The sequence below is a fragment of the Marinobacter segnicrescens genome (genome assembly GCF_900111555.1).
In the GTDB taxonomy this organism is placed as follows: domain Bacteria; phylum Pseudomonadota; class Gammaproteobacteria; order Pseudomonadales; family Oleiphilaceae; genus Marinobacter; species Marinobacter segnicrescens.
This window is the reverse complement of the sequence record NZ_FOHZ01000013.1, coordinates 40319-52628: the sequence shown is the minus strand read 5'-3', so window position 1 is coordinate 52628 and position 12310 is coordinate 40319. Positions and strand designations below refer to the sequence as shown.

Sequence of the window (12310 nt, the reverse complement as noted above, 5' to 3'; positions counted from 1 at the left end):
GTCAGGCGCTCTTGAGGGATTTCATGTCGATCACGAAGCGGTACTTCACGTCACCTTTTTTCATGCGTTCATAGGCTTCATTGATGTTGTGAATGTCCAGCATCTCGATATCACAACTGATATCGTGCTCGGCGCAGAAATCCAGTACTTCCTGGGTTTCGGGCATGCCCCCGATCAATGACCCGGTCAGGATGCGACGCTTGCCGATCAGGTTGCGGGAATGCACCGTCGGTTCAATGGGCTCGATCATGCCCACCAGGATATGACTGCCGTTCACCTTCAGGGTAGACAGATACGGGTTCAGGTCATGGTGGACCGGAATGGTATCCAGCAGGAAGTCAAAGCTCTCGGTAGCGGCGGCCATCTGCTCCGGATCGGTAGAGATGATGACGTGGTCGGCGCCCTGCTTCTTCGCTTCGGCCACCTTGGCTTCGGAGCGGGTAAAGATGGTGACCTCGGCCCCCAGTGCCCGGGCAAACTTGACGCCCATATGACCGAGACCGCCCATACCCAGGACCCCCACTTTGTGCCCCTTGCCCACGCCGAAGTGTTTCAGGGGCGAATAGGTGGTGATGCCGGCACACAGGATTGGCGCCGCTGCGGCGGGGTCCAGCTTGTCCGGCACCCGTACCACAAAGCGCTCGCTGACCACGATGCGCTCGGAGTAGCCACCGTAGGTGCGCAGTCGGTCAATACGGTCCTCACCGTTATAGGTGGGGGTCATGCCTTCCCGGCAATATTGCTCCAGACCCTGTTCACAGGAGGGACAGGAACGGCAGGAATCCACCATACAGCCAACTCCGACCAACTCTCCGACTGTGAATTGATTCACATCATTTCCAACCGCAGTCACTCGACCGATAATCTCGTGCCCTGGAACGACCGGGTAATTGGTGCGCCCCCAGTCGTTCTCGGCGAAGTGGATATCGGTGTGGCAGACACCGCAATAAAGAATGTCGATGGAGACGTCGTCGGCACGGGGAGTGCGGCGCTGGAAACTGAAGGGGGCGAGCCCGGAGAGCTCCGAGGTGGCGGCATAGCCCTTTACGTCTGACATGGTCTTTTTACCTCTTTACTGTATCTGTCATTGTTTTGGTTTGGCACCTTGATCATAATCAGCTAACTACTCGTAATGCCACGGAAGTCTATACTGGTCGCAGGGCAGCATTTCTTTTCATTGTATACAGCCCGAGCCCGGAGTATGGACGACACACCTGCCAATCACCACAACGACGACCTGACTGCACTACTGGCAGAAGTCGCATACCAGACCAGCAATGGCGTGGTGATTACTGATACGCAACGGCGGATCCGCTGGGTCAACCGCGCCTTTGAGCAGCTGACCGGTTTCCGGCTGGACGAAATCCGCGGTCATCGTACCGGTGAGTTCCTGACCGGTCCCGACACGGACACCAACACTGAAAACGCCATTCGCCAGGCCGTGGAGTCCGGCAAGGGTTTCGACAAGGACATACTCGCCTATCGCAGGAATGGTACCACCCTCTGGCTGCGGGCCGTATGCAATCCGATCTCACCCGGCACCTCCGGGAATGGCGGGTTCATGGCGGTATTGATTGACGTCACCCAGCGCAAGGAACTGGAACGCCGCCTCAAGATCACCTCCAGTGTGTTCGAGCGCAGCCAGGATGCGATTATCATCTCCGATGCCGATAACCGGATTATCGACGTCAACCCGGCCTTTACCAGCATCACCGGTTACACCCGGGAAGAAGCCATCGGCAATAACCCCAACATGCTCAGTTCTGGCCACCAGGGGCCGGAATTTTACCACTCCCTTTGGCGGGCCCTTCATGAGCAGAACTTCTGGCGAGGTGAGATCTGGAACCGGCGCAAGAATGGCGAGGAATACCCGGAATTCCTGTCCATCACCCGGGTACAGCTCGATGAGCCGGGAGAACATTATTACGTCGCCAGCTTCTCGGATATCACTGCCCTCAAGAACCACGCCGAGGAACTGGAGCGGGCCGCCCACTACGACGACCTCACCGGCCTGCCCAACCGCCAGCTGATGGTCACCCGTCTGAAGCGGGAAATGGACCACAGTGACCTGAGCCAGCAGCCCCTTGCAGTCTGCTACCTGGACCTGGACGGCTTCAAGGCCATCAACAACCAGGTAGGCCAGGGCCTGGGGGATCGAGCCCTGGTCACCATCGCCAACCGTTTGCGACTGGCGGTGCGCAGCGATGACACCGTTGCCCGGGTGGGTGGTGACGAATTTGTACTTCTGCTACGCAACGTGGATGATGAGCGGGTCTACCAGCGCATCCTCAATGCGGTTCGCCAGCCCCTGTCTGTCGGCCCCACAACCGCCAACATCACCGGCAGTATGGGCATCACGGTTTACCCCAATGACAGCTCTGACGGCGAACGACTGGTGCGCCATGCGGACCAGGCCCTGTACTCCGCGAAGGAAAAGGGTCGTAACAACTACCACTTCTTCGACCCCACACTGGATGAAAACCTCCAGCAACGGCGCCAGCAGATCACCGAACTGGCCAGGGCTATCCGGGAGGACGAATTCGAACTTCATTACCAGCCACAGATCCAGCTGCGTGATTCTGCCGTCATCGGGGTGGAAGCCCTGGTACGCTGGCAACACCCTGACAAGGGCCTGCTGGCACCAGGCCAGTTCCTCCCCTACATCGAGGGCAGTCACCTGGAAGAGCGCTTCGGTCAATGGGTGCTAAGGCACGCCCTGGCCCAGCAGGCTGAGTGGTCAAAGGCGGGGCTGCCCCTGGGGATGAGCATCAATATCAGCGCCGCGCACCTGCTGGCACCGGGGTTTTCCCGGTTCCTGGGGCGGTATCTGAGAGATCATCCGGGGCTGGATCCGGCACTGATCACCCTCGAAATCCTTGAATCCACCGCCCTGGATGACATGCAGCGGGCCAGCCAGGTAATTCACGAGTGCCGTGACCTGGGCGTGCAGATTGCCCTGGACGATTTCGGCACCGGGTTTTCCTCACTGAGCTACTTCCGCAGCCTGCCCGTCGACGTCATAAAGATTGACAAGAGTTTCACCCTTCGCATGCTGGAAGATGACAGCGACCGGGCCATTGTGGAGAGCGTGATCTACATGGCCCAGCGCTTCAATCGCACGGTACTGGCCGAAGGCGTGGAAACCGATCGCCATGGGGAAGTGCTCGCCACGCTGGGCTGCGACCAGATCCAGGGCTTTGGCGTGGCGCGGCCCATGCCGGCGGAGAAAACTGCCCAGTGGGTGCGCCAGTGGCAGGCCAGGAACCCGCTAACGGTACCGGCGTTCGTCCAGGGTAGTCAGTAATTCCGGATGGAAGACCATCAGGCCGGTCACCACCACACCGTTGACGAACCCCTCCGGCAGCAAAAACAGCGGCAGGTAACGCACATAGTCATGCTGCAGGTGGTACCAGTCGTACACGCCGGTCAGCCACAGCAGGACCACCATGGTCATGCCCGCCGCCAGCACTGAGGCACCCGCACCGAAGAACCCGCAGAAGAAAATATAGGCGAAGAAGTTACGGAAATTGCGCCGTCGCTCCCAGCGCATGATGGCATGGGTCACCAGTGCTGGCACCATGACCGTAATCAGGCCATTGACGGCAAACAGACTGGCCGGCTCCCGCCCGGTGATCACCACGATCACCGACGCCAACAGGCCGCTGAACACGGCCAGCCGCCATCCCAGCATCAGGGTCACGGCGGTCATGCCAAAAATATGGATGCTCAGACCTGGCGACAGCCCGGCCCGCAGTTGCCAGAGGAAGCCCAGCACCACGGCCGCACCGAACAGACAATGCTGGAGACGCTGTTCCGAGCGAAGCCACTGCCAGTCGGTCTGACGGACTGCCCGCACCAGGATACCGGCGAACATCACCGCTGTGACCAGCAGTAACCAGGCGGGAAAAAGGTTGTCTGTCAGTCCCATAAACGGGCCTCACGCGGATGGGATCAGGTTACCGAAAAGCCGGCAGGATGCTGCCAGAACCGGGCTGGAGAAGAAAGCGAACGCTGACTTGAATCAATCATTGATTGCCAAAATCGCCCTATCATGGTGCAATAGCTGGTTCCCATAAGTATTAACCACCATTAAATCCCACTATCAGGAGAAATCTATGCCGGCACGCCTGGACGAAAAACTTGAGCCCATTTTTCAGGATGTCCTGCACCGGAACCCCGGCGAGTCCGAGTTCCACCAGGCCGTACATGAAGTTCTCGAGACCCTCGGACCGGTACTGGTGAAGTACCCGGAGTTTGTCGAAAAGAAAGTCATCCAGCGTATCTGTGAGCCTGAGCGCCAGATTATCTTCCGGGTACCCTGGCAGGATGACAAGGGCGAAATCCATATCAACCGGGCGTTCCGCGTTGAATTCAACAGTGCCCTTGGTCCCTACAAGGGCGGCATGCGCTTCCACCCGTCCGTGTACCTGGGCATCATCAAGTTCCTCGGCTTCGAGCAGATCTTCAAGAACGCCCTGACCGGCTTACCCATCGGTGGCGGCAAGGGTGGCAGCGACTTCGACCCCAAGGGCAAGTCTGACGACGAAATCATGCGTTTCTGCCAGAGTCTGATGACCGAGCTGTACCGTCACCTGGGCGAGTACACCGACGTCCCCGCCGGCGACATCGGCGTTGGCGGCCGCGAGATCGGCTACCTGTTCGGCCAGTACAAGCGCATCACCAACCGCTACGAATCCGGCGTGCTGACCGGCAAGGGCCTGGACTGGGGCGGCAGCCGTGCCCGCACCGAAGCCACCGGCTACGGCACCGTGTTCTTCACCCAGGAAATGTTGAAAGCCCGTGGTGATTCCCTCGACGGCAAGACCGTCGTCGTTTCCGGTTCCGGTAACGTCGCCATCTACGCCATCGAAAAAGCCCACCAGCTGGGTGCCAAGGTTATTGCCTGCTCCGACTCCGGCGGTATCATCGTGGACGAAAAGGGCATCGACCTGGCCACCGTAAAGCGCCTGAAGGAAGTGGAGCGTCGCCGCATCAGCGCCTACACTGAAGTCCACAAGCACGCCAAGTACGTGGAGGATGGCAATATCTGGAGCGTACCCTGTGACGTGGCCCTGCCCTGCGCTACCCAGAACGAACTCAACGGCAACGATGCCAAGACCCTGGTAGAGAACGGCTGTATTGCCGTGGCGGAAGGCGCCAACATGCCCACCACCCCGGAAGGCATCGAGATCTTCCAGAGCGCCAAGCTGGCCTATGGCCCAGGCAAGGCGGCCAACGCCGGCGGTGTGGCCACCAGTGCCCTGGAAATGCAGCAGAACGCCAGCCGTGATTCCTGGACCTTTGCCTACACCGAGAAGCGCCTGGAAGACATCATGATCGAGATCCACAAGAGCTCCTTTGAAACCGCTGAAGAGTTCGGCTCCCCGGGCAACTATGTGCTGGGTGCCAACATCACCGGCTTTATCAAGGTCGCCCGCGCCATGGACGCCATGGGCCTGATCTGATCATGGCCAACGTCACCGATACTCAGGCCACCCCGGTGATCTCCACCGGGCTGCCAGGACTGGACCAGGTCCTGGATGGCTTGAGGATTGGTGACAATGTGGTCTGGCGGGTCACCGACCTGGACGACTACCGGCGGTTCGTGACGCCCTTTGTGGCGTCTGCCACCGCCGCCGGCCGCCAGATCATCTACCTGCGTTTTGGCCAGCATGAACCCTTGCTGGCACCCGCTCCGGGCATCCGCATTATCGAAGTGGACGCCCGGGACGGTTTCGAATCCTTCACCGCCCGTATCTGGGAACTGGTGGAAACCTGGGGCCGCGGCGCGTTCTACGTATGCGACTGCCTCAGCGACCTTCTTAATGCCTGGGCCACCGATACCATGGTGGGCTATTTCTTCCGCGTGATCTGCCCCTTCCTGTTCGAGCTGGATACCGTTGCATGGTTTGCGCTGCTGCCCCAGCGTCACTCGCGGCAGACCCTCGACCGCATCCGCGCCACCACCCAGGTGATGATCGACGTTCATCGGGCCGATGACGACATGCAGCTGCAACCGGTCAAGGTGTGGCAGCGCCAGTCGCCAACCATGTTCCTGCCCCACCGTTACCGGGACGGCGAGTTCATTCCGGTGACCGACAGCAGCAACGCCACCCGCCTGCAGGCCGCCATCGAGCAACAGGCCCACGCAACCCAGCAGCTGCTGGACGGCTGGGACCGACTGTTCCTCGAAGCCGAGGAATGTGACGCAGCGGATAGCGACCGCGCCCGCGCGCTGGTACAGCGCATCCTCCAGGTTCTGGTGAGCCGGGACCCCCGCATCCTGGCGCTGGCGGAAGACTACCTGTCACTGGATGACCTGACGGCCATACATAACCGCACCATCGGTAGTGGATTTATCGGCGGCAAAGCCGTAGGCATGCTGCTGGCCCGGGCGATCCTGACCAGGGAAGATCCGGACACCTGGGGTAGCGCACTGGACCCCCACGACTCCATGTTCCTGGCGTCGGACGTCTGGTATGCCTTCCTGGTACACAACGGGCTCTGGCCTGCGGTCATGAAGCACCGGACCCGGGAAGGCTTCTTCGACGAGGCTCCTGCCCTGCGCAAGGCTATCCTGCAGGGAGAGTTCCCGCCGGAGGTACGCCCGGAACTGATCCGCACCCTGGACCACTTCGGCCAGTACCCGATCCTGGTGCGCTCCAGCAGTCTGCTCGAAGACGGCTTCGGCAATGCCTTCGCCGGCAAGTACGAGAGTGTGTTCCTGATCAACCAGGGTGATCCCGAACAACGCCTTGCCGCGCTGGAAAACGCCATTCGCCAGGTCTACGCCTCCACCATGAGCGAGGACGCCCTCAGCTACCGCCGGGGCCGCGACCTGGAAGACCTGGAAGAGCCCATGGCCCTGCTGATCCAGCGGGTCAATGGCCGCTTCCATGACCACTGGTACCTGCCCGATGCCGCGGCAGTGGGTGTATCCCGCAACACCTTTGTGTGGGCGCCGGATATGGACCCGAAAGCGGGTATGCTGCGACTGGTGATGGGACTGGGCACCCGTGCGGTGGACCGGATCCAGGGGGACCACGCCTGGGTCATCGCTCTCGACCAGCCTCTCAAGCAGCCATTCCGTAACCTGGAAGAGAACTACCGCTTCAGCCAGCACCTGGTGGACACCCTGGACGTCACCGGACCTGGCCTGACCACCACAGACCTCACTACCCTGGTGCGGGAAGCCCCATCCCTGCCCCTGGAACGCCTGGGGGAAACCGACAGGGCAGCTTCACAGAGAGCACGGGAACTGGGCCTGGGCGCACCGGTCTGGCGCCTTACGTTCAGGCCACTGATTCGCCAGGGAGAATTCATAGACCTGGCCCGTCGCATGCTGACGACCCTTGAGAAGGCCTATCAACACCCGGTGGATGTCGAGTTTACGGTACACCTGGATAACAGCGAGGTCCCGGTCCGCCTCAACCTGGTCCAGTGCCGTCCACTCGCTACCATCGGTGACAGCCAGCCTGCCTCCCTGCCGGAACGGCCGGACCCGAGACGTTTGCTGATGGCCAGTGAAGGGCGCTTCATGGGGGGTAACATCAACCTGGCCATCCATCGCGTCATCCTGGTCAGGGCAGCGGAGTACAGCGCCCTCGACCTCAACGGCAAGCACCAGGTGGCAAAACTGGTAGGCCGGCTGGCCCGCCAGACACCCGAGCATTTCAACCTGATGCTGGCCGGCCCCGGCCGCTGGGGCACCAGCAGCCCGGAACTGGGTGTTCCGGTGGGTTTTGCCGATATCAGCCGGGTGTCACTGCTGGTGGAAATCGCCGATATGGGCAATGGCATGGTGCCGGACCTGTCCTTCGGCTCCCATTTCTTCCAGGACCTGGTGGAATCCGGCATCGCCTACGTGGCTATCTTCCCCGACCAGCAGGACTCCACCTGGAATCCGGACTGGCTGAAACATCATGCCCAGCAGCGACACATCGACAGCCTGCTGCAGCAGGACCTGCCACCGACCGCCATCCAGGACTGCATCACCGTCCTGGAGTGCGAAGGCTCACCCCTGCGCGTGCTGGCCGACGTGACCCGCCAGCGCCTGCTCGCCGGCCACTTCTGACGGCGTCAGGGCCTGCCAGGCCTGGAAGTTGGTAAGGTACACCTTGCCAGTCAGGCTCTCCAGGAACGAAGTGCGCCGCAGGCGGTCCATCACCGGGCCTTTTACCTCAGACAGGTGGAGCCTGACACCACTGTCGTGAAGGCGCTCGTTGATCGCCTCCAGGCTCTCCAGGGCCGACGCATCGATAAGGTTCACCGCCGGACAGACCAGCACAATGTCCTTGAGGTCCGGCTGGCTGCTTACCAGCCCCAGCACACAATCTTCCAGGAAGCGCGCATTGGCAAAGTACAGGCTCTCGTCCACCCGCAGCATGGCCAACTCCGGCCGGGTTTCAACCTGGTGACGCCGCACGTTCCGGAAATGCTCGGTACCCGGAACCCGCCCCACAACGGCACTGTGCGGCCGGCTGGTGCGGTAGAGGAACAACCACAGGGACAGCAACACGCCGGCCACGATACCCGCCTCCACACTGTAGGCCAGGGTCAATACAATGGTCGCCAGCATGGCGACGAAATCGGACCGGGAATAGCGCCAGGTGCGAACAATCGCCGGGAAATCGATCAGGGTTGCCACCGCCACAATGATGGTGGCCGCCAGGGTAGCGACCGGCAACATGGCGATCGCAGGTGTCAGGAGCAGTGTCGCCAGGGCAATACCCACGGCGGTATAGACCCCTGCCGCCGGGGTTTCCGCTCCGGCATCGAAGTTCACCACGGAACGGGAGAATCCACCGGTCACCGGCATACCGCCAGAAAAGCCGGCGGCCAGGTTAGCGGCACCCAGGCCCACCAGTTCCTGGTCCGGGTCAATGCGCTGCCGGCGCTTCGCCGCAAGGGTCTGGCCCACGGATACGGATTCCACGAAACCGACGATACTGATCAGCAGGGCACTCACCGCCAGTTGCTGCCACAGGGACAGGTCCAGGCTGGGCATGACCAGGCCAGGAAGACCGCCAGGTATATCACCAACCACCGCCACGCCACCCTGATCCAGCCTGAGCACCCAGGTCACCAGGGTGGTCACTACCACCGCCAGGATCGGTGCGGTCTTGGAGAGCATGCCGGCCGCGGAGTTTGACAGCCCCAGCCCCATCAGCAGTGGCTTCATATACCGTCGTGCCGCGACCAGGAATACCAGCGCTCCGAGCCCGATCATCAGGGTCGGCCAGTGGATATCACCCAGCTGTCCATACAACCCGGCCAGCAACTCCAGCAGGTTGTGCCCGCTGACGCTCACCCCGAGCAGATGCTTGAGCTGACTGGCAGCAATCACCAGCCCGGAGGCGGTGATAAAGCCGGAAATCACCGGGTGGCTGAGAAAGTTGGCCAGGAAACCCAGCCGGAAAATGCCCATCAGCACCAGCATCAGCCCGGACATGACTGCCAGCAGGATCGCACCCGCCAGGTATTCACCGGACCCTGGCTCAAACAGCTTGCCCAGGGCCGCCGCAGTCATCAGGGAAGCCACAGCCACCGGCCCCACCGACAGCGTCCGGCTGGAGCCGAACACGGCATAGAGCACCAGCGGCAGGATACTGGCGTACAGACCCACCTGGGGTGGCAGGCCCGCCAGCATCGCATAGGCCAGCGACTGTGGAATCAGCATGACGGTGACAATCACCGCCGCCAGAAGGTCGCTGGCCAGGGTGGACCGGTTGTAGCGTGGTAACCAGTCGAGCACCGGCAGGAAACGGGTCAGTTTCACGGTGGCTGACCTCAGAACCGGTTAATCGGGACTTTCAGGTAGACCTGGCCGTTGTCCTCCGCCGGTGGCATGTTCCCGGCCCGCATGTTCACCTGCACCGACGGCAGGATCAGGCGAGGCATGTCCAGGGTGGCATCCCGCTCGGTACGCATCCTGACGAACTCCTCCTCGCTGACGCCCTCGTGTACGTGCACGTTGGCCTCGCGCTGTTCCGCCACCGTGGTCATATGGTGATATTCATCCCGGCCGGGCGCCTTGTAGTCATGGCAGAGGAAGATCCGGGTCTCAGCCGGCAACGTCAGCACCTTCTGGATGGAACGGTACAGGGTGCGGGCATCACCCCCCGGAAAATCACAGCGGGCGGTGCCGTAATCCGGCATGAACAGGGTATCACCGACAAAGGCCGCATCGCCGATCACATAGGTCAGGCAGGCGGGCGTATGACCAGGTGTATGGAGCACGCGGCCTTCCAGGCCACCGATACTGAAGGTATCGCCTTCGCGGAACAGGCGATCGAACTGGCTGCCGTCACGGGCGAACTCGGTACCTGCGTTAAACGCCTTGCCAAAGATTTCCTGCACTTCAATGATGTGGGCGCCAATACCGGTCTTGCCCCCGAGCCGTTCGTGCAGGTACGGCGCTGCAGACAGGTGGTCCGCATGGACATGAGTTTCCAATATCCATTCCACCACCAGGCCTTCCCGCTCTACATACCCGATAATCTCATCCGCCGAACGCACATCGGTACGACCAGCGGCGTAGTCAAAGTCGAGTACGGAGTCCAGGATCGCGCAGGCATTGCTGTCAGGATCACGAACCACGTAACTGAACGTATTGGTGGGCTCGTCGAAAAAGTGCTGAACGATGGGGTTGGACATGACCTTACCTCCCGGGTAACGCTGATTTAGTTCTAAGCATATACTGGAAGGTAATATAAAGTGAAATACGGTTTTCTTATAGTGGTGATGCCCCTGATGCATCAACCAGGCAATTCCGACCGGAACGCTTGGCCCGGTAGAGACGGCGATCGGCTTCGGTAATCAGTTCATCCGGCGTGGGCGACGGATTTTCAAGGTCACTCACATGGACCAGGCCGGCACTGGCGGTGACCGGTATCACCTTGCCATGAAAACTGAGTGCCAACTCGCGGACCTCATCGATCACCCGCTCCAGCGCCCAGGTCGCCCGTTCGGGGGTAACGTCCGCCAGGGCCAGGATGAATTCCTCTCCGCCATACCGGGCTGCCACGTCCGAGGCCCGGCACTGGTTCTGCAACAGCTGCGCAAAGGCGCGCAATACCTGGTCACCGGCCTGGTGGCCATGGGTGTCATTCACCTGTTTGAAGTGATCAATGTCCAGCATCGCCAGGGCAAACCCCTCCCCGGAACGCTGGTAGCGGGCGAGCATTTCGGCGATACGGGGTTCCAGGTAACGGCGATTGTGGATACCGGTGAGCGGATCCCGTATGGATTGATTAAGCAGCTCCTGCTCCAGGCGGAAACGTTCCAGGGCCTGGGCAAGCAGGTTCGCCACCAGGATCAACAAGTCGGACAGGTCCCTGCGCCAGCGCCGCACCTTAAGCGAATCCATCCCGAAGAAACCGTCCACCAGACCCCGGGTGACGACAGGAATACAGAACATCGCAGCCACACCCTGCTCCTCCAGCAAGGCCCGCTCCGGCCCCGCCGAATCGGGCAGTTTGCTGACATCCTCTATAAAGAGCACCCGGTTTTGTTGCAGCAGGTTGCGGCTCTGCTCCTGCCACCAGCGAAACCCGGTGATATCGACATTTTGCTGGGAATCTTTCAGGGCAGGCACACCCGGGCGACACCACTCATGGGTGTTGGTCATTCGGGTCAGTTCCTCCGCAAACCGGTATACGTATACCCGATCCACGTCAAAGAACTCACCAATACGGGCCAGGAAGCGGTCAATCTCCTGGTCGAAATCGCCGATGGGCGCATTGATGAAATCAGACGACAGGCTTGCCAGCAGCTTGTGGAACTGCAGCTGATAGGCCGACTCGGCCTCTCTTTGCCGCAGATCCGCTTCCAGCTCCTTATGGGTCTGGATATCGGTGAACTGCCCATACCACAGGGTACTGCCGTCCGCTTCCCGGCGCGGCATGGAGTGTGCTTCAAACCAATGATAGGTGCCGTCTTTAAGGCGCAGCCGGGCCTGGTACTGCCAGGGTTCAAGGGTCGCCGCGGAGACACTGATCGAGGGCACGATTCCGGCCCGGTCGTCCGGGTGGATAATGTCGAACACAGCCGAGGCATCCGTCTGGAGCTTACGGGGGTCCAGGCCGAAGACTTCCCTCACCCGGCTGCTGATAAAGGGATAATAATGGAAGGTTCCGTCCGCACTGACCCGGTAACAAAACAGCACACCCGGCACGCCGGAGGCCAACTCCGACAACAGGCGGGGGAACATTGGAGTCTCCCCGTCATGGGCTGGCTTGGAAACCATGGCCGACTACCCGTGCTGACGCTTTAACCCCAGATTAGTTGAACCGGCGACATAAAACCACGG

The 12310-nt window shown here is 60.9% G+C and carries 8 protein-coding genes; 3 read left to right on the top strand and 5 right to left on the bottom strand.

Annotated features, from left to right (window positions below):
• Position 1 precedes the first annotated feature (1 nt).
• Entirely contained in the window at positions 2–1057 is a 1056-nt protein-coding gene (locus BM036_RS13045; protein WP_091852999.1) for an NAD(P)-dependent alcohol dehydrogenase, read from the bottom strand.
• Between the two features lie 144 nt (positions 1058–1201).
• On the opposite strand from BM036_RS13045, the gene BM036_RS13040 reads away from it, so the two are divergent.
• On the top strand, positions 1202–3304 hold the full coding sequence (locus BM036_RS13040; RefSeq protein ID WP_177186059.1) for a putative bifunctional diguanylate cyclase/phosphodiesterase: 2103 nt from the start codon (positions 1202–1204) through the stop codon (positions 3302–3304).
• On the opposite strand, the gene BM036_RS13035 is transcribed toward BM036_RS13040, so the two are convergent.
• Positions 3269–3928 (bottom strand): energy-coupling factor ABC transporter permease, encoded by a 660-nt coding sequence (locus BM036_RS13035; RefSeq protein ID WP_091852991.1) that lies wholly within the window; start codon positions 3926–3928, stop codon positions 3269–3271. The two genes, BM036_RS13040 and BM036_RS13035, sit on opposite strands and share 36 nt — an antisense overlap.
• Positions 3929–4115: 187 nt before the next feature.
• On the opposite strand from BM036_RS13035, the gene gdhA reads away from it, so the two are divergent.
• Both gdhA and BM036_RS13025 read left to right on the top strand, forming a co-directional pair.
• A complete protein-coding gene (gene gdhA / locus BM036_RS13030) occupies positions 4116–5465 on the top strand; it encodes an NADP-specific glutamate dehydrogenase (protein ID WP_091852970.1) in 1350 nt (449 codons plus the stop codon).
• Positions 5466–5467: 2 nt separating this feature from the next.
• Entirely contained in the window at positions 5468–8074 is a 2607-nt protein-coding gene (locus tag BM036_RS13025; protein WP_091852967.1) for a PEP/pyruvate-binding domain-containing protein, read from the top strand.
• On the opposite strand, the gene BM036_RS13020 is transcribed toward BM036_RS13025, so the two are convergent.
• The 3 genes from BM036_RS13020 to BM036_RS13010 all read right to left on the bottom strand — a co-directional run bounded on the left by BM036_RS13020 (position 8015) and on the right by BM036_RS13010 (position 12211).
• Positions 8015–9778 carry a SulP family inorganic anion transporter gene (locus tag BM036_RS13020; protein WP_091852964.1) on the bottom strand — a complete coding sequence of 588 codons (1764 nt, stop codon included), beginning with the start codon at positions 9776–9778 and terminating at the stop codon, positions 8015–8017. The two genes, BM036_RS13025 and BM036_RS13020, sit on opposite strands and share 60 nt — an antisense overlap.
• A gap of 11 nt (positions 9779–9789) precedes the next feature.
• Positions 9790–10656: an MBL fold metallo-hydrolase gene (locus BM036_RS13015; protein WP_091852961.1), complete on the bottom strand. Its 867-nt coding sequence runs from the start codon at positions 10654–10656 to the stop codon at positions 9790–9792.
• 76 nt (positions 10657–10732) lie between these two features.
• Positions 10733–12211 (bottom strand): sensor domain-containing diguanylate cyclase, encoded by a 1479-nt coding sequence (locus tag BM036_RS13010; RefSeq protein WP_245742622.1) that lies wholly within the window; start codon positions 12209–12211, stop codon positions 10733–10735.
• Positions 12212–12310: the final 99 nt, after the last annotated feature.

What these genes read in the sequence shown, in the direction of transcription:
- BM036_RS13045 (WP_091852999.1), bottom strand. Translation starts at nt 1,057, where the DNA reads ATGTCAGACGTAAAGGGCTATGCCGCCACCTCGGAGCTCTCCGGGCTC.
- BM036_RS13040 (WP_177186059.1), top strand. Translation starts at nt 1,202, where the DNA reads ATGGACGACACACCTGCCAATCACCACAACGACGACCTGACTGCACTA.
- BM036_RS13035 (WP_091852991.1), bottom strand. Translation starts at nt 3,928, where the DNA reads ATGGGACTGACAGACAACCTTTTTCCCGCCTGGTTACTGCTGGTCACA.
- gdhA (WP_091852970.1), top strand. Translation starts at nt 4,116, where the DNA reads ATGCCGGCACGCCTGGACGAAAAACTTGAGCCCATTTTTCAGGATGTC.
- BM036_RS13025 (WP_091852967.1), top strand. Translation starts at nt 5,468, where the DNA reads ATGGCCAACGTCACCGATACTCAGGCCACCCCGGTGATCTCCACCGGG.
- BM036_RS13015 (WP_091852961.1), bottom strand. Translation starts at nt 10,656, where the DNA reads ATGTCCAACCCCATCGTTCAGCACTTTTTCGACGAGCCCACCAATACG.
- BM036_RS13010 (WP_245742622.1), bottom strand. Translation starts at nt 12,211, where the DNA reads ATGTTCCCCCGCCTGTTGTCGGAGTTGGCCTCCGGCGTGCCGGGTGTG.